Raw genomic sequence first — 23,737 nt, forward strand, 5'->3', positions numbered from 1 at the left:
TCCGCCGTCGCCTACCCGGTGCGCCCGGGGGTCGGATAAGTTGAGGCCCATGACCGAGGAGCAGTTGTCGCAGGGCCCCGTCCACGCCGTTCACGTCGAACTCGGGGCCACGTTCGCTCCCTTCGGCGGCTGGGAGATGCCCGTCTCGTACGCCGGTGTCGTCGCCGAGCACACCGCGGTGCGTGAATCGGTGGGGGTGTTCGACGTCAGCCACCTCGGCAAGGCCCTCGTGCGGGGCAGCGGCGCCGCCGCCTTCGTCAACTCGGCTCTGACCAACGATCTCGACAAGATCGGGCCAGGCAAGGCGCAGTACACGCTGTGCTGCACGCCGTCGGGCGGCGTGATCGACGACCTGATCGCCTACTTCGTCAGCCCCGACGAGGTATTCCTCGTCCCCAACGCGGCCAACACCGCGGACGTGGTCGCGGCACTGGCCGCCACGGCGCCCGAGGGTGTCACGGTGGAGAACCAGCACCGGGACTTCGGTGTGATCGCCGTCCAGGGCCCGAAGTCGGCCGAGGTGCTCACCGCGCTCGGCCTGCCGACGGACATCGAGTACATGGCCTTCGCCGACGCCACCTGGGACGGGGTTCCCGTCCGCGTCTGCCGCAGCGGGTACACCGGAGAGGTCGGATTCGAGCTGCTGCCGCGCTGGGAGGACAGCGAGAAGCTGTTCCGGGCCGCGGTCGAGCTGGTCCGCGCGCACGGCGGCCAGGTCGCCGGTCTCGGGGCGCGGGACACGCTGCGCACCGAGATGGGATATCCGTTGCACGGGCACGAACTGTCGCTGGAGATCTCCCCGCTCGAGGCGCGATGCGGCTGGGCGATCGGGTGGAAGAAGCCGAAGTTCTGGGGCAAGGAGACGCTCACCGACGAGAAGGAGTCCGGCCCGGCGCGCAAGCTGTGGGGCATCAAGGCACTGGACCGCGGGGTTCTCCGCGCCGGTCAGACCGTGCTGCGCGACGGCGAGTCGATCGGCGAGACCACGTCGGGCACGTTCTCGCCCACGCTGAAGGTCGGGATCGCATTGGCGCTGCTCGACTCCGGGGCCGGCGTGTCGGCGGGAGACGAGATCGCCGTGGACGTCCGGGGACGCTCGCTGCGCGCCGAGGTGGTGTCTCCGCCGTTCGTGGAGATCAACACCAAGTAAGCGCCTGTCGCGGAGGACCTGTCGGCCGTGGGGCGGCGGAAGGCGTTCGATAAGATCACGGGCATGACAGGTGTCACCGAGTTCGTTCGCGTCCCGCATCCCGACCTCACCTCCGACGAGGTACGGCGAGAGATACTGGCGGCGCCCGGATTCGGCCGGTACTTCACGGACCACATGGTGTCGATCACGTACTCCACGGAGCTCGGCTGGCACGACGCCAAGGTGGAACCGTACGGACCGCTCCAGCTCGACCCCGCCGCGATGGTGCTGCACTACGGGCAGGCCATCTTCGAGGGGCTGAAGGCGTACCGGCAGCCCGACGGCGGTATCTCGACGTTCCGCCTCGAGGCGAACGCCGAACGACTCGCGACGTCGGCTCGCCGTCTCGCGATGCCGGAGCTGCCGGAGGAGTTGTTCGTCAAGTCGATCACCGAACTGCTCGAGCTGGACCACGAATGGGTGCCCGCCGCCGGCGGCGAGGACGCGCTGTACCTCCGCCCGTTCATGTTCTCCACCGAGGCCGGTCTCGGGGTGCGTCCGGCAGACGAGTACCGCTACCTGCTGATCGCCTCGCCCGCCGGCGCCTACTTCCCGCGTGGAGTGAAGCCGGTCAGCGTGTGGCTGTCGACGGAGTACGTGCGCGCCGCGCCCGGTGGCACCGGCGCCGCCAAGTTCGCGGGCAACTACGCGGCGTCGCTTCTCGCGCAGGCGCAGGCCGCCGACGAGGGTTGCGACCAGGTGGTGTGGCTCGACGCGATCGAGCGGTCGTACGTGGAGGAGATGGGCGGCATGAACCTCTTCTTCGTGTTCGGCTCCGGTTCCGACGCCCGGCTCGTGACGCCGTCCCTGTCCGGTTCGCTGCTGCCGGGTATCACCCGCAACTCGCTGCTGACCCTCGCGACCGACGCCGGTTTCGCGGTGGAGGAGCGTCGGATCAGCACCGACGAATGGCGCACCAAGACCAAGTCGGGCGAGATCACCGAGGTGTTCGCGTGCGGTACGGCGGCGGTCATCACGCCCGTCGGCCGGGTCAAGTCGGCCGAGGGTGAGTTCACGATCGCCGACGGCGAGCCCGGCGAGGTCACCATGGCCCTGCGCGACACTTTGACCGGCATTCAGCGGGGAACGTTCGCCGACACACACGGGTGGATGACCAAACTGCGCTGAGCTCGGTTCCGGCGGTCGCTCAGAAGGTGAGACCGATCGCCGCGACGGTGACGGTGATCTCGAGCGCGGCGCCGAGTACGTCGCCGTTCAGGCCGGCGAATCGCCGGACGCAGTGGGCCACCAGCAACGCGGTGAGCGTCAGCGCGACCACTACGACGACCGGTCCCTGCCACCACGGCAAGGTGCACCACGCGGCCGCCGCGAGGAGCGGAACGGTCCAGGCGATACCGGTCCACGGGGACTGGGTTTCGGCGACCAGTGCGCCGAAGCCTTCCGTCGACGACGCGGGAATTCCGCGCCGGCAGGCGAGGACGACCGCCACCCGCCCGGCCGCCACGGCGACGGCGGCGCACGCGAATTGTCCTGCGGCGGCGAGAGATCCGAACGCCAGTCCCTGAGCGCCCAGGCAGATCACCAGGGCGCACACCCCGAACGGGCCCGCGCCGCCGCTGTGCATCACGGCCCGCGCCCGCTCCGGAGGCCCGTAACAGCCGAGCCCGTCGACGGTGTCGGACAGACCGTCGATGTGCATGCCCCGGGTGGCGAGGGCGTGGGCACCCACCGTCATCAGGCCGGCGAGGGCGGGGTCGAGACCGGCGGACACGAGTGCCCACAGCAGCCCCGCGGCCAGGACTCCCAGCGCGATCCCCGTCACCGGCGCCGCCCGGATCGCGCGGCGACCCGACACGCGGTCCACTGAATCCGGTCCGCGCAGGGGGAGGACCGTCAGCCAGGAGAACGCGAGCAGCACCCCCGACACGGTCAGCCCGCGGTATCGGCGGCGGAGCCGGTCTCGGTGCCGTCGCCGTCCTCGGCGCCGCGGGTGCTGACGCCGGCCTCCGCGAACGTCGCCATCTCCGCGAGCGTCGCGACGGCGCCCTGCAGGATCGGCAGCGCGGCGACGGCGCCGGACCCCTCACCGAGCCGCATGTCCAGTTCGAGGAGGGGGTCGAGTTGCAGATGCTTCAGCGCGATCGTGTGCGCCGGTTCCGTGGAACGGTGACCGGCAAGCCACCACGCGCGGGCGCCGTGCGCGAGTTCCTCCGCGACCATGGCGGCCGCGGTCACGACGACGCCGTCGAGAATCGCCGGGGTCTTGCGGGCGGAGGCCTGGGCGAGGAAGCCGGCCATCGCGGCGAGGTCGGCGCCCGACACCGTCCGCAGGAGCGCCACCGTGTCCCGGACCACCGGCCGGGCGCGGCGCATCGCGTCGCGAATCGCTGCGGTCTTCCGGATCCAGCCGGCGTCGTCGACACCGGTGCCCCGGCCGACCGCCGCCACCGGTTCGGTGTCCGTCAGCGCGGCGATGAGAACGGTGGCCGGTGTGGTGTTGCCGATTCCCATGTCGCCGGCGATCAACAGGTCTGCACCGGAATCGATTTCGGAGTCGGCGATGGAACGTCCGGCCTCGATGGCCTGCAGTGTCTGCTCGTGGGTGAGCGCGTCCTCGCGGTCGATCGCCCCCGACGAGCGGCGAATCTTGAACGCGGACACCGACGGATCCGTGTCGCCGTCCACGGACAGGTCGACGACGCGCACGCTTGCGCCCGCCCGGTTCGCGAGGGCGTTGACGGCTGCCCCGCCGCCGACGAAGTTGGCGACCATCTGGGCCGTCACCTCGGGCGGATACGCCGAGACGCCGGTCCGGGCCACCCCGTGGTCACCGGCGAACACCACCACCCGCGCCCGCGCGAAGGGGACGGGCGGGCAGACTCCCTGGCAGGCCGCTGCCCAGCACGCGAGCGTCTCGAGGCGTCCGAGCGAGCCGGCCGGTTTGGTGAGCTGCAACTGACGGGCTTCGGCCTGTGCGCGCACCCCTTCGTCGGGTGGGGTGACGGGTTCGAACCGACCGGGGTCGGTGCTCACGGACTCGCTGGTCACGCTTGGCCTCTCGTTCGAGTGGACACTTCTGCCCCGCACGACTCGCGTGCGGGATCATCTTTCAAGATCATGGTCAGCCCGGCGACGACGAGGACGACACGATCGCAGACCTGGGCGAGTCGCGCGTTGAGGGCGCCGATCTCGTCGCGGAACAGGCGACCGGACCGGGTCTCGGGGATGACCCCGAGACCCACCTCGGGAGTCACCAGCACGAGTGCGCCGCGGTAGTCGCGGACGCTCGCGACGAGTTCGTCGGTGCGTGGGGTGATGGTGCCCCGCGGCGAGTCCCAGGCTGCGGCGCCGTCGAGTTCGACGGTGAGCCAGGTGCCGAGATCGTCGACGAGGGTGGCCGAAGCCTCGGTGGGGGAACGCAGCTGGCCGGCGAGGTCGAGCCGGTGCGCGGTTTCCACGGTGAGCCAGCTGGCGGGGCGCCGATCGCGGTGCTGAGCGATGCGGTGTTCCCAGTCGTGGTCGTAGGGGTCGCGGTGGCTGGTGGCGACGTAGCGCACCCGGCCCGCACCGGCCAGGGCCTGGGTCAGTTCCTCGGCGTGAGCGGATTTTCCGGAGCGTGCACCGCCGAGCACCAGTGTTCGCGACGTCGGGTTCGGATGGTCCGGGGAATCGGCGGTGGGCACGGTGGGAAACGCTACCAACCGACCGGAGTGGCAGTATTTTGACGAAGAACGTCAATTCCGCCACTGTTGGCGGGAAGTGAATGGGCGGAAAATTTCAGCCATGACCGAATTCCTCGTCCTCGTTGCACTTCTCCTCGTGCTGCATGCGGCCGTGACGTATGCAGGTCGGCACCTGGGATCACTCCCGCCGCGACTGCGGAAAAGCTACCGCGACAACTTCTTCCGACCGGCCGATCCCATGACCGACCTGTCGTACGACCGCGACGCCGAACTGGGGCGGCTGCTCGCCGAGACGCACCGCGCGCCGCACAACTGACCGTCAGATGGCGTCGCCGGGGCGCACCCGTGGCTTGGGGGCCCGCAGCTTGCGGATCTGCGACGCACGCACGAACGCGTACCACCCGAGCTTGAAACCGCCGTCGGGGGTGTCCGGGAAACGCTCCCGCACCTGATTGTTGATCTTGCGGCCCAGCCAGACGCCCTCGATGGCCATGAACATCATCATGATGAGCATGGCGAGCGTCACGATGGCCTGCAGCGCCGGGCTGACGAACATGGCCATGATGAGAACCAGGGCCAGCGGCATGAACAGGCCGACCAGGTTGCGCCGGGCGTCCACGATGTCGCGGACGTACGCGCGGACCGGGCCCTTGTCGCGGGGGAGGAGGTACTTGTCCTCGCCGGCGAGCATGCGGGCGCGTCGCTCGGCGGCGGTGGCGCGTCGCTCCGCCGCGGCGACCTTGCGCTCTTCCTTGCTGCCGCGGGTGGCCTTCTTACGGGCGCGTGCCTCTTTCGCCGTCAGGGGTGCGGGCGCGACCGGTCCGCGACGCCTCGCCTCGGCGTCGCGTCGCTTGGGGGTAGGGCGGCCCTTGCCTGCCTGTTCGGCGGACTCCGCCTCCGGGGCCGTGGACGACTCGGCGACCTCGACGTCCCGCTTGTCTGAATTGTCCGAATCACCGCGGCGTAGCAATTTCACCCTTCCAGAGTATGGGAAGACGCCACCGGGAGGAAAACCGCCCTCACATCGAAATGCCGGGTCGCGCCCGTCGCCATACACTTCGCCGATGCGAGTGATGATCGCACCGGACTCCTTCGGTGAAACGCTGACCGCCGTCGAGGCGACCGCTGCGATCGCGGCGGGATGGTCGGCCGTGCGCCCGGACGACCAGCTGATCGAGGCGCCGCAGTCCGACGGCGGCCCCGGATTCGTGGACGTGATCGCCGCAGCAGGCGGCACCGTCCGGACCGCGGTCGTGGAAGGGCCGCTCGGCGCCGACGTCACCGCCCGCTGGCTCCTCGACGGCACCGACGCCTACCTCGAATCCGCCCAGGCCTGCGGACTCGGACTGCTGGGCGGACCGCCGACGCCCCGCACCGCCCGCGACGCGCACAGCCGAGGCGTCGGCCAACTCGTCGTGGCGGCCCTCGGCGCCGGAGCGCGCAGAATCGTCGTCGGCCTCGGCGGCAGCAGCTGCACCGACGGCGGCCGTGGCGTCGTCGAAGCCCTCGCGCAGGGCTTCGGGAGCGCGGACGCCGCCGTCGCCCGCCTACGTTCGGTGGAACTGGTCGCCGCGTCCGACGTCGAGCACCCGCTGCTCGGCGAGCACGGCGCCGCCCGCGTGTTCGGACCGCAGAAGGGTGCCGACCCCGACACCGTCGCCTTCCTGGAGGACAGGAACGCCGCGTGGGCGGGGCAACTGCAGCGGGTGACGGCCCGGGAGGTCGCCGCCGAGGCCGGAGCCGGCGCCGCCGGTGGCATCGGCGCCGCGCTGCTCGCCCTCGGCGCGACCCGCGAATCCGGTGCTCACGTGGTCGCTCAGCGCACCCGGCAGGACCGCCAACTCGCCTCCGCCCAGCTCGTGATCACCGGGGAAGGCCGCCTCGACCAGCAGTCGCTGCGCGGGAAACTCGTGATCGCGCTCGCCGCTGCCGCCCGCCGGCGGTCGATTGCGACGCTCGTCCTGGCCGGGCAGGTACTCCTCGACGCCGCGGACCTCGACAGCGCGGGCATCGACGACGCACTGTCCCTGGTCGATCACGCGGGATCGGTCGAACTCGCGATGTCGGACGCATACGCGCAGCTGAGAGACCTCGCCGCGGCCGCGGCCCGGGGTTGGGAAGGTGTGGCCGCAGGGTAGTAACCCGAATCCGTGGCGTCGGATACCATGGACGTGGATCGATCTGCGGAGGCTGCCGCAGGGAATGGAACCCGGGAATAAGTCGGGCGCGGAGTACCGTTGAAGCGTTCACGGGTTTGTTACGAACTACAGGGAGAGCCCATGACTGTGCAGAACGAGACCGCCGTCCACGGCGTCAAGATGACCGAAGCCGCGTCCGCCAAGGCGAAGGCGCTGCTCGATCAGGAAGGTCGTGACGACCTCGCACTGCGTATCGCCGTGCAACCCGGCGGCTGCGCAGGACTGCGTTACCAGCTGTTCTTCGACGACCGGAACCTGGACGGCGACCTGATCGTGGACTTCGGCGGCGTCGCCCTCGCGGTGGACCGGATGAGCGCGCCGTACGTCGAGGGTGCCTCGATCGACTTCGTCGACACCATCGAGAAGCAGGGTTTCACCATCGACAACCCCAACGCGACCGGTTCGTGCGCCTGCGGCGACTCCTTCAACTGAGTCCCGGGCCGAAGTACAACTGAATCGACAAGTCTGACGCGGCGCCGACCGGCTGCCGCGTCAGACTTTTTTTCGTGCCCGATCTCCACGTACCCGGGTCCCGTGCTGCCGACCGATCATGGTGGTACTCCGGGGTACGGTGAGAAATCCCGTCCGAACTCATCGAAAGGCATCCGCCCGTGACAATTGCGGTAACCGGTTCCATCGCCACCGACCACCTGATGCGGTTTCCGGGCCGGTTCGCCGAGCAACTGCTCGCCGATCAGCTCAGCCACATCTCGTTGAGCTTCCTGGTCGACGACCTCGTAGTCCGGCGCGGGGGAGTGGGCGGCAACATCGCCTACGCCATGGGCGTGCTCGGTGGATCTCCGCTGCTGGTCGGGGCTGTCGGAGCCGACTTCGCGGACTACCGCCGGTGGCTCGAGAGCAACGGTGTCGACTGCACCGCCGTCCGGATCTCGACCACCGCGCACACCGCGCGTTTCGTGTGCACCACCGACGAGGACATGGCGCAGATCGCGTCGTTCTACCCCGGTGCGATGAGTGAGGCCCGCGAGATCCAGCTGTCGGGGATCGGGCAGGACGCCGAACCGCTCGAACTGGTCCTCATCGGCGCCAACGACCCCGAGGCGATGATCCGCCACACCGAGGAATGCCGCCGGCAGGGCATCCCGTTCGCCGCCGACCCGTCGCAGCAACTCGCCCGATTGAACGGCGAGGAGGCGTCGGCGCTGATCCGCGGCGCGAAGTACCTGTTCACGAACGAGTACGAATGGGGACTGCTACAGCAGAAGACCGGACTGTCCGAGGAGGAGATCCGCGCTCAGGTCGGCGTCCGCGTCACGACGCTCGGTTCCAAGGGCGTCGAGATCGTCGACTCCGAGGGCAACTGGACCCGGGTCGCCGTCGTCCCCGAGAAGGCGAAGGTCGACCCGACCGGTGTCGGTGACGGATTCCGGGCCGGATTCCTCCTCGCGCACAGCGCGGGCCTGAGTTTCGAGCGCTCCGCACAGCTGGGGTCGCTGGTGGCCGTGCTCGTGCTGGAGACCGTCGGAACCCAGGAATGGACGTTCGACCGCGACGAGGCCGTCAAGCGCCTCGCGGACGCCTACGGCTCCACCGCGGCCGACGAGATCGCTGCCCTCCTGCCGTAACAGGCGGCTCCGCCGCCCGTGAGTGGTTGACGAGTCCCTGGACTCCTCAACCACTCACGGGCGCGAAGCGCCTACAGCGAGACCGGGTACGCCGGCTCGGCGATCTCCGGAACGATGCGGTTCTCGACGAAGATGCCGTGCCAGACCATGAAGATCAGCACGGTCCACAGGCGACGGCTGTGGTCGGACACCCCGTCCCGGTGGTCGTTCAGCATCTTCGTGATCGCGGCCTTGTCGAGCAGGTGATCGGTGCCCGACGCCGCGATCTGCTCGTGTGCCCAATCGAACAATTCCGTGCCGCGCAGCCAGTGCCGCAGCGGCACCGGGAAGCCCAGCTTCGCCCGATGGAGCACGTGCCCCGGGACGATGCCCTCCAGCGCCTGACGCAGCGCGTACTTGGTGGTGCTCTTGGTGATCTTCTGATCCAACGGCACCTGCGACGCCACCTTGAAGACCTCGGGATCGAGGAACGGCACCCGCAGTTCGAGCGAGTTCGCCATCGTCATCTTGTCGGCCTTGACGAGGATGTCGCCGCGCAACCACGTGAACAGGTCCAGGTGCTGCATCCGGGCCACCGGATCCCACCCCTGCGACTGCGCGTAGATCGGGTCGGTGACGTCGCGGTGCGTCCACTCCGGCCGGAAGTCGCGCAGGACGGCGCGCAGCTGTGCGTCGTTGAAGCTGCGCGCGTTGCCGTAGTACCGCTCTTCCAGGGTCAGTGAACCGCGGTTGAGCAGGCTCTTTCCCCGCGTGCCCTCGGGGATGCGCTCGGACAGCTTCCCTGCGGCCCGCCGCAGTCCCTTGGGCAGGTACTCGAACGGCTTCAGCGAAATCGGCTCGCGGTAGATGGTGTACCCGCCGAACAGCTCGTCGGCGCCCTCACCGGACAGCACGACCTTGACGTGCTTGCGCGCTTCCTTGGCCACGAACCACAGCGGAACCAGCGCGGGATCGGCGACCGGGTCGTCGAGGTACCACACGATCTCGGGGATGGCGGCGGCGAACTCGGACGGGCTCACCACCTTCACCACGTGGCGCGCGCCGATCGCTTCGGCGGATTCGGCTGCGACGTCGACCTCGGAGTAGCCCTCGCGCTCGAAACCGGTGGTGAACGTGATCAGGTTCGGGTTGTGGCGCATCGCGAGCGCCGCGATGGCCGTCGAGTCGATGCCACCCGACAGGAAGGACCCGACCGTGACGTCGGCGCGCATGTGCTTGGCGACCGAATCCTCGAGTGCCTCGGCGATCTCGCGGTATCGGGCCTGGTCGGTGCCCGCGGCGAACGGACGCACCGGGAAGGTGGGCGCGAAATAGCGGGTGATCACGGGTTCTTCGCCCGGGCGCACGCGGGCGAAGCAACCGGACTCGAGGCGGCGGATCTGCTTGTGGAGGGTTTCCGGCTCCGGCACGTACTGCAGGACGGTGTAGTGCTCGACGGCCCGCGGATCGAGTTCGGTGCCGATACCGATCAGGCTCGCCAGCTCCAGCAGGCTCTTCTTCTCGCTACCGAACGCGGTGCCGCCGGTGCCCGTGGCCAGGAAGAGCGGCTTTATCCCGAACGGATCGCGCGCGATGAACAGCTCCCGCGTCTCCGTGTCCCAGATCGCAAACGCGAACATGCCGCGCAGACGACGGACGGCGTCTTCGCCCCAGTAGTGGAACGCGCCGACGATGGACTCGCTGTCGCCCTCTGTGACGAACTGCGCACCGAACTGCTCGGCGAGTTCGGCGCGAACCTCGAGGTAGTTGTAGATCTCGCCGTTGAAGGTGAGCGCGTAGCGTTCCGGATTCTCCGCCGGACCCCACCGCAACGGCTGGTGGGAGTGTTCGATGTCGATGATCGACAGCCGATTGAACCCGAAGACCAGATGGTCGTCGTGCCAGGTCCCGTGCTCGTCCGGCCCACGGTGCCGCAGGCAGTGCATCGCCTGGTCGACCTGTGAGACGGCGTTGTCGCTGGTTTCTCCAGAGGTCAGTAGCCCGAGCAGTCCGCACACAGCGTCCGGTACCTCAATTCAGAATCTTGGAAGGCTCCACGAGGTGGAGTGGTCAGGGATCTCTGCCGGAAAGTATGCCGTAGATTCCCGGAGCGGCCGGTTCGGGCCGCCGGTGACGGTGCCCCGGCTCGAACAGCGGCACCGGCAGCGACACGTCGCCCGACCCGAGGATGGAGAGCCGCCGCCTTTGGTCTACGCTGCGTAGTAATTGGGCCTTCCCATCGGGTGTGCCCTAGTGGAATTTGCGGCGATCAGGAAGGCGTGAACGTGGCGCAAGGTCGGATCCTTCGGCGGGCAGGGTTGGCAGTATCTTTGGGCATTGCTGCCTTGCTGCTGTCGGGTTGTTCAATCGACAACGAGGTGCTTCGTTTCGGGTGGCCTTCGGGCGTAACCCCGCAGGCGCACCGCATGCGTGAACTGTGGACCTGGTCGGTCATCGCCGCCCTCGTCATGGGTGTGCTGGTGTGGGGACTCACCTTCTGGGCGGTGATCTTCCACCGTAAGAAGAAGGACTCACCCGAGTTCCCGCGGCAGACGGCATACAACGTGCCGCTCGAGCTGGCGTACACCGCGGTTCCGTTCGTCATCATCGCCGTGCTGTTCTACTTCACGGTGATCGTGCAGAACCATGTCCTCGAGAAGGAGGACAACCCCAACGTGGTGGTGGATGTCACTGCGTACCAGTGGAACTGGAAGTTCGGCTACCGCTCCATCGACCTCGGCGAGGGTGGCGGCAAGTATGACGGCGTCGATCAGGAAGCGCAGGCTGCGGTCGAGTCCGCACCGGCGTCCGAGGCGGAGGCCGAGGGTGAGCACGCCCAGCCCGGTCCGATCCACGGCAAGACCCCCCAGGACCTGTCCTACCTGCACTACGACAAGATCGAGACGATCGGCTCGAGCAACGAGATCCCGATCCTCGTTCTGCCGACCGGCAAGCGGATCCAGTTCGAACTGGCCTCGGCCGACGTCATCCACGCCTTCTGGGTGCCGGAGTTCCTGTTCAAGCGCGACGTGAACCCGAACCCGAAGGAGAACCACTCCGACAACGTCTTCCAGATCAGTGAGATCGAGAAGGAAGGTGCCTTCGTCGGGCGCTGCGCCGAGATGTGCGGCACGTTCCACGCGATGATGAACTTCGAGGTTCGCGCCGTGAGCCCCGACAAGTTCGCGCAGTACATCGAGCTGCGCAAGCCGGCGAGCGAAGGCGGCCGGGATCTGACCACGGCGGAGGCTCTGCAGGCCATCGGCGAGTCCCCGGTTGCGACGTCGACGTCTCCCTTCACCACCGATCGCGGCTACAAGCAGGCGAGCGGTGTCGAAGGTAACTGAACCTGCTGCTGATACCTCACTGACCAAGGACAAGTGCTGATATGAAGATCGAAGCCAAGCTCTTCGAGATCCTGACGGTATTCTTCATTCTCGTCGCGATCGTCTACGGCGTCTTCACCGCCGTTTCACGAACCGGTATCGAGTGGGCGGGTCTGACGGGCATCTGCCTGTCGGCGGGACTGACGCTGATCATCGGAACGTACTTCCGGTTCGTCGCCCGTCGCCTCGACACCCGTCCCGAGGACTACGAGGACGCGGAGATCGCCGATGGTGCAGGCGACCTGGGCTTCTTCAGCCCCGGTAGCTACTGGCCGATCCTGCTTGCCGCTTCTGCTGCCTTCGTCGCAGTCGCGATGGCGTTCTTCCAGCCGTGGATGATCGTGGTCGCCGTGGTTGCCGTGCTCGCGGCCGCAGCGGGTCTCGTCTTCGAGTACTACGTCGGGCCCGAGAAGCACTAGTTCCACCCATATTCGAACAGCGGAGGCGCCGAATCCCACCGGGATTCGGCGCCTCCGCTTTGTCGTCCCTAACGGGCCGGGCCGGCCGCCGCGGCGAGGAGTGCCGACGCCTGATCGGATGCGAGTCGCACCGCCTCGGGGAACACCTGCAACCCATGTGAGACCAGTGCCCCTTCGTGGAGCAGCATGACAGTGCGTGCGAGTGTCTCCGGGTCGCGCACCGACGCGTCCCGGCACACGCCGGTGAACAGGTCGAGCATCCACCGCTTCTGGCCGACGATGACCGCGTACGCCGGATGTGCCGGGTCGCTGATCTCCGCGTGCGCGTTGACCATGCTGCACCCCTTCGCGCTGTTCTCCGCGGTCCACTCCCGGGATGCGTCGAAGATCGCGGTCAGGCGCCGTCCGGGGGAGTCACCGGCGGTGTCGAGGTGGCCGGCGAGAAACGCCCGCCACCGCTCGTCCCGGTCGGCGAGGTACTCGACCACGATCTGTTCCTTCGAACCGAAACGGTCGTAGAGCGTCTTCTTAGTGACACCGGCCTCGGCGGCGATGAGATCCACGCCGACCGCGTGGATTCCCCGCTCGTAGAAGAGGCGGCCGGCCGCGTCCAGCGCCCGCCTCGCTCCCGGTGTGAGCACGACGCGTCGCGGTGACGGCACAGATTCCATGACAAAAGTATACAGATCGGTATAGGTTAGGGAGGTATACCGATCTGTTTACTTAGGTGGTGGTCAGACGTGAATGCGCTTCTCGCCGTGATGTTCGTCCTGTGCTGGAGCTCCGGCTTCATCGGGGCCAAACTCGGTGCCGGGGACGCGGCCCCTCTGACCGTACTGACCTGGCGGTTCCTGCCACTCGCCATCGCACTCGCCCTGGCGGCCGCGCTGTTCGGACGAGCACGGTGGCGGGGACTCGGGTCCCGTGCACTCGGTCGTCAGGTGACGGTCGGCGCGCTGTCGCAGACCGGATATCTGCTGACCGTCTACCAGGCGATCGGGCTCGGCGTCTCGACCGGCACCACGGCACTGATCGACGGCACCCAGCCCCTGGTCGTCGCCGTGCTGGCCGGCCCGCTGCTGGGTCAGTACGTCGCGCCCAAGCAATGGTGGGGGCTGCTGCTCGGACTGGCGGGGGTCGTGATCGTCACCGCAGGCGACGCCACCGCTGCGTCCGGCGTGTCCTGGTGGGCGTACCTCGTGCCCTTCGCCGGGATGCTGTCGCTGGTGGCCGCGACCTTCCTGGAGAGTCGCTCACCGACCGACAGCGACCCCGTCGTGTCCATGACCGTGCACTGCGCGACCAGCGCCGTGCTCTTCACCGCCCTCGCCGCGTGCGCCGGACAGGTGTCGCCGCCGCCGACGGCGGCGTTCTGGTGGTCGGTGGCCTGGCTGATCGCCCTGTCCACGTTCGGCGGCTACGGCCTGTTCTGGCTCGTGCTGCGACGGAGCGGCGTCACCCGGGTCAATGCCCTGATGTTCCTGATGGCACCGGTGACGGCGATCTGGGGGGCCGTGATGTTCGGCGAGCCGTTCGGGATCCTCACCGCGCTCGGTCTTCTCCTGGGACTCGGGGCGGTCGCGCTCGTGTTCCGCGCGCAACCGCGGGGGAGGGGACCGGGCACGACGCCCACAGACGAGCAGAGCCCCGAACCGGAAGTGGTTCGGGGCTCTGCTCGAGTGCGGAGGCGAGGCTAGTGGGCCTCGCCGTTGCCGGACGATCCGTTGCCGGATGCCGACGAACCGTTGCCGTGGGCGCGGTCCTGGTACTCCCGCAGCATCGTGAGCTGCTCGTGCTCGCCGTGGTGCAGGGCGTGCTCGAGCGCCAGGCTCTCCTCGACCGGGTCGGCCGTGACGAGGCTGCCGGAACCGGGCTTGCCGGCGGAACCGAGCTTGTTCATCTTCTTCGGGACGGTCGCACCCTGGTACTCGAGCGGGATCGGGTGACCGTGGTCGTCGACCGGGCCGAGCGGCTGGTGGATCTCGATGTACTGACCGTTCGGCATCCGCTTGATGATGCCGGTCTCGATGCCGTGCTCGAGAACCTCACGGTCGCTGCGCTGGAGACCCAGGCAGAACCGGTAGGCCACGAAGAAGGCGATCGGAGGCAGCAACACCATGCCGATGCGGCCGATCCACGTCATCGCGTTCAGCGAGATGCTCAGGTGGTACGCGATGATGTCGTTGATGCAGGAGATCGTCAGGACGGCGTAGAACGCAATCGCCATCGCACCGATCGCGGTACGCACCGGAACGTCACGCGGACGCTGCAGCAGGTTGTGGTGAGCGTCGTCCTTGGTCAGACGCTTCTCGATCCACGGGTAGGCGATCAGCACCGTGAACACCAGACCCATGATCAACGCGACGGCGAACACCGACGGAATGGTGTAGCGGTCGAACAGGTAAATGTCCCACGCCGGCCACAGGCGGGCCAGGCCGTCCGTCCACATCATGTAGATGTCGGGCTGCGAACCTGCCGACACCTGCGACGGGTTGTAGGGGCCGATGGTCCAGACCGGGTTGATCTGCAGCACGCCACCCATCACGGCGAGCACACCGAACGTGATCGCGAAGAACGCACCCGACTTGACGGCGAACACCGGGAGGATGCGCACACCCACGACGTTGTTCTCCGTGCGGCCGGGGCCGGGGAACTGCGTGTGCTTCTGGTACCAGACGAGCGCGAGGTGACCGGCGATCAGGGCGAGGATGATGCCCGGGAACAGCAGGACGTGCGCGACGTACAGGCGGGGGATGATCAGGTCGCCGGGGAAGTCGCCGCCGAAGATCAGCCAGTGCATCCAGGTGCCTGCGATCGGGATGCTCAGCGTGATGCCGGAGAACGCGGCGCGCAGGCCCGTGCCGGACAGCAGGTCGTCGGGGATCGTGTAGCCGAAGAATCCCTCGAACATCGCCAGGATCAGCAGCAGGCAGCCGATGACCCAGTTGGCCTCACGCGGACGCCGGAAGGCGCCGGTGAAGAAGATGCGCATCAGGTGCACGACGATCGACGCCGCGAACATCAGCGCGGCCCAGTGGTGGATCTGACGGACGAACAGACCGCCGCGGACCTCGAACGAGATGTTCAGCGTGGTCTCGTACGCGCGGGACATCGTGACGCCGCGCAGCGGCTCGTACGCACCGTTGTAGACGACGTGCGCCATCGACGGATCGAAGAACAGGGTCAGGTAGACACCGGAGATCAGCAGGATGACGAAGCTGTACAGCGCGATCTCGCCGAGCAGGAACGACCAGTGGGTGGGGAAGACCTTGTTGATCTGCCGCCGCATTCCCGCTGCGAGGTGGTAGCGCGAGTCCATCGCTTCGGCCTGGCCGGTGGCCATCGCGCTCAGTTTGGACGGTTTGTTGTCGGTCACGGTCGACGCTCCCAAAATGCCGGGCCGAGAGCTTCGATGTAGTCACCCGTTGTGACTAGGAAACCCTCTTCGTTCACTGTAATAGGCAACTGCGGAAGTGCACGAGCGGCCGGACCGAAAATCGGCTTTCCGTAGGTCAGCGCATCGAACTGCGACTGGTGGCACGGGCAGAGGATTCGGTTGGTCTGCTGTTCGTACAGGGAGGTGGGGCAGCCGAGGTGGGTGCAGATCTTCGAGAAGGCGAAGTAGTCGCCGTAGTTGAAGCTCTCCTGGCCCTTGCGCTTGGTGACCCGCGCCGTGTCCTCCGTGCGGAGGCGGATGAGCATGGTCGCGTTGCGGATGCCGCGCAGCGCCTCGAGCAGTGCGTCGTGGTCGCCGCGGTCGGACTCGCGGAACGGGAACACCGTTTCCATCGCGCCGGCGTCCAGGTCTTCCGGGCGGACGAGGACGACGTCCTCGGGGCGACCGGTGTCGCGGCGCAGGTAGATGGTTTCGCCTTCGTAGCGGGGGGTCCATCCCGAGACCCACAGCGGGGAGTCGTCGCGCTTGGCCCACGGGTTCTTGATCAGACCACCGAGGGGCATTACGGACATGATGCCGAGGGCACCGCCGCCGAAGATGAGGGTGCGCTTGAGGAGCTTGCGGCGTCCCAGCGTCGACGTGTCGAACGAGTCGCCGAGTTCCGCGACGATCGTCTTGCGGTCGACCTCGGACGATCCACCGTCGTGGCGGTCCTGGATGGACACCTCTTCGGGGATGAACTTCTTGGTGAACTGCACCGCTCCGACACCGAGGCCGAGGATGGCGAGACCCATGGTGAGGCCGATCAGCGGCGTGTACAGGCTGTAGGCCGAGTAGTGCTCCTCGCCGGCGCCTGCGTATTCCCAGGGCCAGAAAAGGTAGATCGCGATGAACGCGATCGCCGAGATGCCGGAGAGAGCGAACCAGAAGGCGACCGACCGCTCTGCGCGCTTCTCGGCCTTCGTCCCCGGAACCGCCCAGCGGTTGCGGCGGAACGCGACGTCGACGTGGTCGAGGTTGGTGCCGAGCTCGACCAGTTCGTCGCGGCTCAGGTTCTCGAGTTCTGCATCCGTGTACTTCTTTGGCGTGGCGCCGCCCGGCTGGCCAGCGTCGCTCATGACCTTGCTCCGATCCACAGTGCTGCACCGACGACAGCGATGATTCCGATGACCCACATGGCCAAGCCCTCGGAGGCGGGACCGATGCCGCCGAGTCCGTAGCCGCCGGGCTGCTTCGTCTCGCCTGAAGACTTGATGTAGGCGATGATGTCCTTCTTCTCCTCGAGGGTCAGCTGACGGTCCGAGAACTTGGGCATGTTCTGCGGGCCGGTAACCATCGCGGTGTAGATCTGCTGCTCGCTGGCCGGGTCGAGGACCGGCGCGTACTTACCGGACGAGAGCGCACCGCCGCGCCCGGTGAAGTTGTGGCAGGACGCGCAGTTGAGGCGGAACAGTTCGCTGCCGCGTCCGATGTCGCCGCCGCGCAGCGACGACTGGGCGACCTCGCCGTTCTCGTCACGAATGACCGTGGGGCCGCCGCCGTTGGCCTGGACGTACGCGCCGATGGCGTCCGTCTGCTCGGCGTCGAACTTGACGGGCTTGCGCTCGACCTGGGCCTCGTTACGCGAGGCCGGCATGCGTCCCGACGACACCTGGAAGTACACGGCTGCCTCGCCGACACCGATCAGGCTCGGTCCGCGATCCTGCACACCCTGCAGGTTCGCGCCGTGGCATGTGATGCACGAGGTGTCGTACAACTGCTTGCCCTCGCGGATCAGTGCTGCCTGATCGTCGGTGGCGGTGGCCACCTGCGGGGTCGGCGTCAACGCGGACGCGAGGAAACCGGCGCTGACCAGTCCCATCATCAGGACCAGGGCGCCCGTGACGCGCCTGCGGAGCTTCCGCTGGCGGCGTGCCTTCGAGGCAGACGCTGTGGTATCGGATGCGGGAGGGGGGGATGAACTCATCTGTATCCCTTTGGTATGTCGGGACGGACTGGACGTCAGGGGGCTGCCTGGGGCGTTCAGCTGATCAACGGATGAAATAGATCGTGGCGAACAGGCCGATCCACACGATGTCGACGAAGTGCCAGTAGTACGAGACGACGATGGCGGCGGTGGCCTGGGCGGGCGTGAACTTGCTGACCTTGGTACGTGCGATCAGGAAGACGAACGCGATGAGGCCGCCGATCACGTGCATGCCGTGGAAGCCGGTGGTCATGTAGAACACCGAGCCGTACACGCTGCTGGAGATCGAGGTGCCGTGCTCGACGAGGTGGATGTACTCGTACGCCTGGCCGAGGACGAAGAAGGTGCCCATCGCCAGCGTCAGGAGGTACCACCGGCGGAGGCCGAAGACGTCGCCGCGCTCGGCCGCGAACACACCCATCTGGCAGGTGAACGACGAGGCGATCAGCACCAGCGTCACCGGTACGGCGAGGAACAGATTCAGCTCGGTCGGCTCCGGCGGCCAGTTCCCATTCGCCTGTGCTCGCGCCACGAAATACATGGCGAAGAGCCCTGCGAAGAACATGAGCTCACTTGACAACCACACGATGGTGCCAACGCTGACCATGTTAGGTCGGTTCAGCGAGTGCACGCGTTGGGTGATTGCTGATCCTGAAGTCCCTACTGCGCTCGTCACAGACAGAAGTATGACGCTTCGTCGTAAGAGACGACTACCCGGGTCCACCCTCGGCGCGTCAACGCGCCCCGCTTGTCCGATTCTCCCTGCTGACAGCCCTGGTGGCGGACCGTGAAAGGGTGGAGCCATGCGCTCTCGTGACAACAGTACGGGGTGGCTGCGGAGGCTGTTCGGCAGTCGGCAACCGGCCCCTCTCGATCAGGATCGACCCGACCTCGTGGTCGTCGCCTCGAGCTTCGACGACGTGGAGGCGTGCTCGACCGCGCTCGACCGCGCCGCCGCCGAGGATCCGCGGTGGGACGCCGACGCGGAAGCGGTGCTGCGGCACCATCTGCGGCTGCCCGCGTCGTCCGTCGCCGACGCCGTGTCGATCGCCGCGCAGGACGGTTACCGACCGCAGGATGCGGACGGTCCGGCATCCCCGGCCGAGGACGGTGCGACGGTCGGACTCGTGCTGCAGCGAGTCCAGATCCTCGATGCGCTGCACTGTTCTCAGGAACGGTCGAGAATGGCCGGGCTGGCGCAGCGGCTCGGTGGCTCGGTCGACGGCTGGGACGCGACGCAACCGGCGCGCGAGTCCGATCCGCCCGGTGACTAGGCTGCCAGGACCGGATCCGCCACTAGTGCAAGGGGACACGACGATGCAGAGCCCGACTGCTCAGGGGACGAACGACGGTGTGCGGCCGGCACGCACGTGGCCGTCGGTCCTCGGCACGCTCACCGACGGACGTGACCTGTCGGTGGACGAGGCGAAATGGGCGATGGACGAGATCATGTCCGACAACGCCACGTCCGCGCAGATCGCGGCGTTCGGTGTGGCCCTGAAGATGAAGGGCGAGACACCGGAGGAGTTGCGCGGACTGGCGGACTCGATGCTCGGGCACGCGCGCAAGGTCCCCGTCGACGACGACGTCGTCGACATCGTCGGCACCGGTGGTGACCGATCCAACACCGTGAACATCTCCACGATGGCGTCACTCGTGGTCGCGGCGTCCGGCATTCGCGTCGTCAAGCACGGAAACCGGGCGGCGTCGTCCAAGAGCGGCGGGGCGGACGTTCTCGAGGCACTCGGGGTGAAGATCAATCTCGGCCCCGACGAGGTGGCCCGCTGCGTCCGGGAGGTCGGCATCGGTTTCTGCTTCGCGCCGGTGTTCCATCCCGCCCTGCGGTTCGCGGGCGCGCCGCGCAAGGAGATCGGCATCCCGACCGTCTTCAACGTGCTCGGACCGCTCACCAATCCGGCGCGTCCGCGGGCCGGCCTCATCGGCTGCGCGTTCCCGGGCCTGATCTCGGTGGTGGCCGGTGTGCTCGCGCAGCGCGGCAACTCGGCGCTCGTGGTGCGCGGTGACGACGGCCTGGACGAGTTGACGACGTCGACCACGTCGACCGTGCACATCGTGGCGGACGGGGCGGTGACCACCCGTCAGCTCGACCCCAGGGACATCGGGATCGCGCGGGTGTCGCTCGACGAACTGCGCGGCGGCGATGCCGAGGTGAACGCGGCGGTGGCGCGGCGACTTTTCGCCGGTGAGACCGGACCCGTACGCGACGCGGTCCTCCTCAACGCCGCGGCGGCGATCGCCGCGTTCCGGGGACTCGGCGGCCGCACGCTCGAAGACGCGCTGTCGGACGGACTCTCGACGGCGGCGCAGTCGATCGACAGCGGAGCGGCCGCGACGCTGCTCGCGCGGTGGGCCGAACTCACGTCGGGACTGGCCACCAGCAAATAGCCGGCGGAGCTACTCGCCGATCGAGAAGCCCGCTTCCACGTCGGCGCTGGAGTAGGACTGGAACGCGATGTGCGTCGCCGTCCGGGAGACGCCGTCCACCTTGTTGATTCCCTCGGTGACGACCTCCGCGATCTTCGCGTGGTCCCGGACCCGCACGATCGCGATCAGGTCGACGTCGCCTGCGCAGGAATAGACCTTGTCGACGCCCTCGATGTCGGCGACGGCCTGAGCGGTCTCCGGGATGCGGTGGGCTTCGGCGTGGATCAGGACGATGGCGTTGATCATGATCGCCAGCCTAAGCGGTGGTCGGCGGAACCCGGTGCGGGTGGTCGGCTCTCGGCGTCCCGTGTCGACGCGCTCCCCGCTCGCGCGAGTGCGCACCACTCGGACCAGGATCCGGCGCCCCGTGCGGGCTCGCACCAGCCCGCGGAGGCGCTGACGATGCGGGTGTCCTCCTGGTCGAGCCAGCGCGCCAGCAGTCCGGCCTCCTCGGGGGACGCGCCGCGGAGCGGAGTTACGTCGGGAACGACGGTTTCGGCGGTGAGGACGAGCGCATCGACCACCGGCATCGGGTGGATTCCGCGCCGCGCGCAGCCCGCGGACGCGAGCCGCCCGGAACGGATCACCGCGAACTCCCAGCCGCCGGTCGCGGCCGGGCGAGCGGCCACGAGCTGATCGAGCGCGGTGAGGGCGGCCAGGCGCTGCATCCTCCGCAACGCGAGCACGACCTCGGCGGTGCGATCACGCAGGCGTGCGGCGTTCTCGAACAACTCGCCTGCGGCCAGCTCCTCCACCCGTGCGCGCATGCGGTGCAGCGGCGCGTCGTCCAGGCCGCGCAGGAACTGCCGGAAGAGTTCCGGTCCGGGACGGTAGGCGTCCTCCGTGGCACGGTCGTGGACGGACGCCGGGCAGCCTGCGAGCTCGCGGGGTGGGCACTGCGGACCGTGCTCCCTTCCCTTCGGGATGCGGCTCGTGCAGGTGCGGAGAATGCAGTACTCGGCGAGGACGTCGGCGACGTCGACGGCGGTCGAGCGCGACCGGAACGGACCGAGCGAGTCGGCGGTCGGGGTACGCACCACCGACAACCGGGGGAAGGCCTCCACGGTGAGCGTGATCCACCAGCCGCGTTTCGGGTACTTGGATCTCCGGTTGTACGGAGGCGTGTGCGCTGCCAGCAGCCGGAGCTCGCGCACACCGGCCTCGAGTGCGTGCGCGCACTCGACGTGGTCGATCCGGGTGGTCAGCGCCACCATCTCCTTCATCCGGCCGCGCGTCTCGGAGCCGGTGAAGTAGTTGCGCACCCGCCGGCGCAGATCGGTGGCTGTGCCGACGTACAGGACCTCGTCGGACGGTCCGCGGAAGAGGTAGACGCCGGGGGCATGGGGGAGATGGCCGGCGAGCGAGCGTTTCGCCCGCTGGTGCGAGGAGACGTCGGGAAGGTAGTCGACGAGCTCGGTGAGACTGTGCACTCCCTGATTGCCGACCCTCGCGATGAGGGCGTGCAGGACGTCGACGGTGGCACGGGCGTCGTCGAGTGCGCGGTGGGTCGGAGTGGTCCCGACGTCGAACAGCCGGGCCAGCGACGACAGCTTGACCGACGGCGCTTCGTCGCGGCTGAGGACGCGCCGGGCCAGTTTGACGGTGCAGAGCACGGTGAACTTGGGCCAGGGGGTGTCGGTCGCGGACGCGGCGGCCTTGAGGAAGCCTGTGTCGAACGGGGCGTTGTGCGCGACGAGCACCGCCCCGCGTGCGAACTCCAGGAACGCCGGCAGCACTCGCTCGATCCGCGGGGCGTCGATCACCATGGCGGTGGTGATGCCGGTGATCTCCACGATGTGCGGGGGAATGGACCGTCCCGGGTCGACGAGGGTGGCCATTTCGGCGATCACCTCGCCACCGCGGATCTTCACGGCGCCGATCTCGGTGATGGCGTCCTCGCCCGGCCGCGCTCCGGTGGTCTCGAGATCGACCACCACGAACGTGGTGTCCCGCAGTGGGGTGTCGAGCTCGTCGAATCTCAGCTGTTCGGGTACACCGGGGACGCTCACGGCTCAGAGCGTATGGACGGGCACCGACAGAACCGCCCGGCGGCCCGAAGAGCCCGGAGAGACGAGGATCACACTGCCCGCCTCGGGTGACGGTCGCGGGCGGTGCGAGGGTCGGGCGCGCGACCGCGAAGGAGGGGTCCGGACGGGGCGGGGACCGGTGCCGGCAGGTCCGGCGCGTGCGGCGGGTGCGGTCCGCGGCACCCCGCTGAACAGCAGGAACGCTGGTCGAGAAGAAATCGGGGAGTTCGTCAGGCTCCGCGAAATGCACACTCCCGCTATCGAAAAGGGACCGGAAACCAACCGCCTGTTATCCAGTCGTTACCGAATGTGGGTATCGCGCGCCCGCGAAGCCCGAATCGGCCCAAACGGACACTTTCCGCGTGTCCCGGTCGACATCGGGTATTCCATTTCGTAACCTTCCTGAGACCTAGCGGAGTCTCGCAGCCCCAACACCGGGGCAGCATCGCTAGTCACCGCCTAATCGGTCACTCGCGAGAGCGGCCGTACCGGGAACCCAAGTTTCTACTGGGGTGAATCCCGCCGGGACGTCCTCACGCACCGGTGGGTAGGGCTGATCTTCCCAGCCCGAACCCGTCAGCTAACTCGGTCGGCGGATGAATGGAAGAAACGGAGTACCCCTTTCGTGGCGTCACAAGTTTCCAAGCGGAATGTGCGACGGGCAGTCGTCGCCGGCGCGCTCGCAGTCGGAGCGCTCACCGCTACCGCGGCCCCCGCGGCCGCAGATCCCGTCACCATCCCCGGAGTCGGAACCTTCGAGATCCCGGGTGTCGTCATCCCGCAGATCCCCGGTGTCCCGAACCTGCCCGCGCCCCCGGCGCCGGCCAGCAGCGCAGGTGACAAGGCCGTTCAGGCCGCACAGACCAAGCTCGGCTCGCCGTACGTCTACGGCGCCGCCGGCCCCAACTCGTTCGACTGCTCCGGTCTGGTGCAGTGGGCGTTCAAGCAGGCCGGACTGAACCTGCCGCGCACCAGCTACGCGCAGGCGGCGGCAGGCACTCCCGTGTCGCAGTCCGATCTCCGCCCCGGCGACGTGGTCTCCTTCTACGGCGGATCGCACTCGGGCATCTACGCCGGCAACGGCAACGTGATCCACGCCTCCACCGAGGGGCAGCCCGTCAAGCTGGCGCCCATCGCGTCCATGCCTTTCGACGGCGCACGCCGCTACTGATCCACACGCGACGCGAGGCATCCACCGAGTCGAGCGCGGGGATGCACGGGGTAGCTTCGTAGGATCTCGCACGACCACCGAGGGTGGGTTCGAATCACGATCGAACCCACCCTCGATGTCGTTGCGCCCCAGGCAGACAGCGTGTCGTTCACCCGTCGGGTGGTCCCCGCCACCCCGTTCGTGACACAGGTGGACACAAACGTATGCCATTCCGTAACCTATCCGAGACCTTGCGAAGTCTTGTCGCGCCAATCGGGCGGCAACGCGGGTCACCACCTCTTCGGCACTCCACGGTCGCATCGGCCGAGGAAATCCCTGAGCCGCGGCATC

24 protein-coding genes and 1 riboswitch are annotated in these 23,737 nt (G+C 68.1%); of the genes, 12 read left to right on the forward strand and 12 right to left on the reverse strand.

Going from position 1 to position 23,737, the window contains the following annotated elements:
* Nucleotides 1-49: 49 nt before the first annotated feature.
* Both gcvT and JVH1_RS31985 read left to right on the forward strand, forming a co-directional pair.
* The gene (gcvT, locus tag JVH1_RS31980) at nt 50-1,150 is read left to right on the forward strand and encodes a glycine cleavage system aminomethyltransferase GcvT (RefSeq protein WP_009473792.1); all 1,101 of its coding nucleotides are present in this window, start codon (nt 50-52) and stop codon (nt 1,148-1,150) included.
* A gap of 63 nt (nt 1,151-1,213) precedes the next feature.
* A complete protein-coding gene (locus tag JVH1_RS31985; RefSeq protein ID WP_043778205.1) occupies nt 1,214-2,317 on the forward strand; it encodes a branched-chain amino acid aminotransferase in 1,104 nt (367 codons plus the stop codon).
* Between the two features lie 19 nt (nt 2,318-2,336).
* Here the strand turns inward: JVH1_RS31985 and JVH1_RS31990 are convergent, their stop codons facing one another.
* From JVH1_RS31990 to cobU, 3 genes are read right to left on the reverse strand one after another with little or no spacing between them, the layout of a single operon-like run.
* Nucleotides 2,337-3,077: an adenosylcobinamide-GDP ribazoletransferase gene (locus tag JVH1_RS31990; protein WP_043778157.1), complete on the reverse strand. Its 741-nt coding sequence runs from the start codon at nt 3,075-3,077 to the stop codon at nt 2,337-2,339.
* A gap of 2 nt (nt 3,078-3,079) precedes the next feature.
* Nucleotides 3,080-4,198, reverse strand: a complete 1,119-nt coding sequence (gene cobT, locus JVH1_RS31995) for a nicotinate-nucleotide--dimethylbenzimidazole phosphoribosyltransferase (protein ID WP_009473789.1) — start codon at nt 4,196-4,198, stop codon at nt 3,080-3,082.
* A complete protein-coding gene (cobU, locus tag JVH1_RS32000) occupies nt 4,195-4,833 on the reverse strand; it encodes a bifunctional adenosylcobinamide kinase/adenosylcobinamide-phosphate guanylyltransferase (RefSeq protein WP_009473788.1) in 639 nt (212 codons plus the stop codon). Before cobU ends, cobT begins: the two co-directional genes overlap by 4 nt.
* Nucleotides 4,834-4,933: 100 nt before the next feature.
* Between cobU and JVH1_RS32005 the strand changes: the two genes are divergently transcribed.
* A complete protein-coding gene (locus tag JVH1_RS32005; RefSeq protein WP_009473787.1) occupies nt 4,934-5,149 on the forward strand; it encodes a hypothetical protein in 216 nt (71 codons plus the stop codon).
* A gap of 3 nt (nt 5,150-5,152) precedes the next feature.
* Here JVH1_RS32005 and JVH1_RS32010 read toward each other — a convergent pair whose 3' ends face one another.
* Nucleotides 5,153-5,809 (reverse strand): DUF3043 domain-containing protein, encoded by a 657-nt coding sequence (locus JVH1_RS32010; RefSeq protein WP_009473786.1) that lies wholly within the window; start codon nt 5,807-5,809, stop codon nt 5,153-5,155.
* A gap of 88 nt (nt 5,810-5,897) precedes the next feature.
* Between JVH1_RS32010 and JVH1_RS32015 the strand changes: the two genes are divergently transcribed.
* From JVH1_RS32015 to JVH1_RS32025, 3 genes are all read left to right on the forward strand, one after another.
* Nucleotides 5,898-6,971: a glycerate kinase gene (locus JVH1_RS32015; RefSeq protein ID WP_043778154.1), complete on the forward strand. Its 1,074-nt coding sequence runs from the start codon at nt 5,898-5,900 to the stop codon at nt 6,969-6,971.
* Nucleotides 6,972-7,112: 141 nt separating this feature from the next.
* Nucleotides 7,113-7,463: an iron-sulfur cluster assembly accessory protein gene (locus JVH1_RS32020; protein ID WP_005247725.1), complete on the forward strand. Its 351-nt coding sequence runs from the start codon at nt 7,113-7,115 to the stop codon at nt 7,461-7,463.
* Between the two features lie 179 nt (nt 7,464-7,642).
* A complete protein-coding gene (locus JVH1_RS32025) occupies nt 7,643-8,617 on the forward strand; it encodes a carbohydrate kinase family protein (protein ID WP_009473784.1) in 975 nt (324 codons plus the stop codon).
* A 71-nt stretch (nt 8,618-8,688) separates the two neighbouring features.
* Here JVH1_RS32025 and asnB read toward each other — a convergent pair whose 3' ends face one another.
* Nucleotides 8,689-10,614 (reverse strand): asparagine synthase (glutamine-hydrolyzing), encoded by a 1,926-nt coding sequence (asnB, locus tag JVH1_RS32030; RefSeq protein ID WP_009473783.1) that lies wholly within the window; start codon nt 10,612-10,614, stop codon nt 8,689-8,691.
* 261 nt (nt 10,615-10,875) lie between these two features.
* Between asnB and JVH1_RS32035 the strand changes: the two genes are divergently transcribed.
* Together JVH1_RS32035 and JVH1_RS32040 are read left to right on the forward strand one after the other, a co-directional pair.
* A complete protein-coding gene (locus JVH1_RS32035) occupies nt 10,876-11,943 on the forward strand; it encodes a cytochrome c oxidase subunit II (RefSeq protein ID WP_016880030.1) in 1,068 nt (355 codons plus the stop codon).
* 41 nt (nt 11,944-11,984) lie between these two features.
* On the forward strand, nt 11,985-12,401 hold the full coding sequence (locus JVH1_RS32040) for a cytochrome c oxidase subunit 4 (RefSeq protein WP_009473781.1): 417 nt from the start codon (nt 11,985-11,987) through the stop codon (nt 12,399-12,401).
* A gap of 68 nt (nt 12,402-12,469) precedes the next feature.
* On the opposite strand, the gene JVH1_RS32045 is transcribed toward JVH1_RS32040, so the two are convergent.
* Nucleotides 12,470-13,072: a TetR/AcrR family transcriptional regulator gene (locus JVH1_RS32045; protein ID WP_011594254.1), complete on the reverse strand. Its 603-nt coding sequence runs from the start codon at nt 13,070-13,072 to the stop codon at nt 12,470-12,472.
* Nucleotides 13,073-13,141: 69 nt separating this feature from the next.
* Between JVH1_RS32045 and JVH1_RS32050 the strand changes: the two genes are divergently transcribed.
* Nucleotides 13,142-14,098, forward strand: coding sequence for a DMT family transporter (locus JVH1_RS32050; protein ID WP_009473779.1), 957 nt, complete (start codon nt 13,142-13,144; stop codon nt 14,096-14,098).
* On the opposite strand, the gene JVH1_RS32055 is transcribed toward JVH1_RS32050, so the two are convergent.
* The 4 genes from JVH1_RS32055 to JVH1_RS32070 all read right to left on the reverse strand — a co-directional run bounded on the left by JVH1_RS32055 (nt 14,095) and on the right by JVH1_RS32070 (nt 18,440).
* Nucleotides 14,095-15,744 carry a cytochrome bc complex cytochrome b subunit gene (locus JVH1_RS32055; RefSeq protein WP_050787461.1) on the reverse strand — a complete coding sequence of 550 codons (1,650 nt, stop codon included), beginning with the start codon at nt 15,742-15,744 and terminating at the stop codon, nt 14,095-14,097. The genes JVH1_RS32050 and JVH1_RS32055 overlap by 4 nt on opposite strands.
* A gap of 29 nt (nt 15,745-15,773) precedes the next feature.
* A complete protein-coding gene (locus JVH1_RS32060) occupies nt 15,774-16,916 on the reverse strand; it encodes a ubiquinol-cytochrome c reductase iron-sulfur subunit (RefSeq protein ID WP_009473777.1) in 1,143 nt (380 codons plus the stop codon).
* Nucleotides 16,913-17,764, reverse strand: coding sequence for a cytochrome c (locus JVH1_RS32065; protein WP_081437413.1), 852 nt, complete (start codon nt 17,762-17,764; stop codon nt 16,913-16,915). Before JVH1_RS32065 ends, JVH1_RS32060 begins: the two co-directional genes overlap by 4 nt.
* A gap of 64 nt (nt 17,765-17,828) precedes the next feature.
* Nucleotides 17,829-18,440, reverse strand: a complete 612-nt coding sequence (locus tag JVH1_RS32070) for a heme-copper oxidase subunit III (RefSeq protein ID WP_005260123.1) — start codon at nt 18,438-18,440, stop codon at nt 17,829-17,831.
* Nucleotides 18,441-18,567: 127 nt separating this feature from the next.
* Here JVH1_RS32070 and JVH1_RS32075 point away from each other — a divergent pair, with 127 nt between their 5' ends.
* Both JVH1_RS32075 and trpD read left to right on the forward strand, forming a co-directional pair.
* On the forward strand, nt 18,568-19,038 hold the full coding sequence (locus tag JVH1_RS32075; protein ID WP_011594251.1) for a ribonuclease E inhibitor RraB: 471 nt from the start codon (nt 18,568-18,570) through the stop codon (nt 19,036-19,038).
* Between the two features lie 43 nt (nt 19,039-19,081).
* The gene (trpD, locus tag JVH1_RS32080) at nt 19,082-20,170 is read left to right on the forward strand and encodes an anthranilate phosphoribosyltransferase (protein ID WP_011594250.1); all 1,089 of its coding nucleotides are present in this window, start codon (nt 19,082-19,084) and stop codon (nt 20,168-20,170) included.
* A gap of 9 nt (nt 20,171-20,179) precedes the next feature.
* Here the strand turns inward: trpD and JVH1_RS32085 are convergent, their stop codons facing one another.
* Together JVH1_RS32085 and JVH1_RS32090 are read right to left on the reverse strand one after the other, a co-directional pair.
* Nucleotides 20,180-20,455: an Lrp/AsnC family transcriptional regulator gene (locus JVH1_RS32085; RefSeq protein WP_005247708.1), complete on the reverse strand. Its 276-nt coding sequence runs from the start codon at nt 20,453-20,455 to the stop codon at nt 20,180-20,182.
* Nucleotides 20,452-22,218 (reverse strand): DEDD exonuclease domain-containing protein, encoded by a 1,767-nt coding sequence (locus tag JVH1_RS32090; protein ID WP_009473773.1) that lies wholly within the window; start codon nt 22,216-22,218, stop codon nt 20,452-20,454. The genes JVH1_RS32085 and JVH1_RS32090 overlap by 4 nt, the downstream gene beginning before the upstream one ends.
* A 464-nt stretch (nt 22,219-22,682) precedes the next feature.
* A riboswitch (cyclic di-AMP (ydaO/yuaA leader) is annotated at nt 22,683-22,847 on the forward strand.
* Nucleotides 22,848-22,861: 14 nt separating this feature from the next.
* Between JVH1_RS32090 and JVH1_RS32095 the strand changes: the two genes are divergently transcribed.
* Nucleotides 22,862-23,407: an NlpC/P60 family protein gene (locus JVH1_RS32095; protein ID WP_043778150.1), complete on the forward strand. Its 546-nt coding sequence runs from the start codon at nt 22,862-22,864 to the stop codon at nt 23,405-23,407.
* Nucleotides 23,408-23,737 lie beyond the last annotated feature (330 nt).

Source organism: Rhodococcus sp. JVH1 (assembly GCF_000280725.2).
GTDB lineage: Bacteria > Actinomycetota > Actinomycetes > Mycobacteriales > Mycobacteriaceae > Rhodococcus_F > Rhodococcus_F jostii_A.

Bases quoted from the DNA above. Each gene is read 5' to 3' on its own strand.
- JVH1_RS32040 (WP_009473781.1), top strand. From the start codon at position 11,985: ATGAAGATCGAAGCCAAGCTCTTCGAGATCCTGACGGTATTCTTCATT.
- JVH1_RS32020 (WP_005247725.1), top strand. From the start codon at position 7,113: ATGACTGTGCAGAACGAGACCGCCGTCCACGGCGTCAAGATGACCGAA.
- JVH1_RS32085 (WP_005247708.1), bottom strand. From the start codon at position 20,455: ATGATCAACGCCATCGTCCTGATCCACGCCGAAGCCCACCGCATCCCG.
- gcvT (WP_009473792.1), top strand. From the start codon at position 50: ATGACCGAGGAGCAGTTGTCGCAGGGCCCCGTCCACGCCGTTCACGTC.
- trpD (WP_011594250.1), top strand. From the start codon at position 19,082: ATGCAGAGCCCGACTGCTCAGGGGACGAACGACGGTGTGCGGCCGGCA.
- JVH1_RS32060 (WP_009473777.1), bottom strand. From the start codon at position 16,916: ATGAGCGACGCTGGCCAGCCGGGCGGCGCCACGCCAAAGAAGTACACG.
- JVH1_RS32065 (WP_081437413.1), bottom strand. From the start codon at position 17,764: ATGAGTTCATCCCCCCCTCCCGCATCCGATACCACAGCGTCTGCCTCG.
- JVH1_RS32075 (WP_011594251.1), top strand. From the start codon at position 18,568: ATGCGCTCTCGTGACAACAGTACGGGGTGGCTGCGGAGGCTGTTCGGC.
- JVH1_RS32045 (WP_011594254.1), bottom strand. From the start codon at position 13,072: ATGGAATCTGTGCCGTCACCGCGACGCGTCGTGCTCACACCGGGAGCG.
- JVH1_RS32005 (WP_009473787.1), top strand. From the start codon at position 4,934: ATGACCGAATTCCTCGTCCTCGTTGCACTTCTCCTCGTGCTGCATGCG.
- JVH1_RS32055 (WP_050787461.1), bottom strand. From the start codon at position 15,744: ATGGCCACCGGCCAGGCCGAAGCGATGGACTCGCGCTACCACCTCGCA.
- JVH1_RS32015 (WP_043778154.1), top strand. From the start codon at position 5,898: ATGCGAGTGATGATCGCACCGGACTCCTTCGGTGAAACGCTGACCGCC.
- JVH1_RS31985 (WP_043778205.1), top strand. From the start codon at position 1,214: ATGACAGGTGTCACCGAGTTCGTTCGCGTCCCGCATCCCGACCTCACC.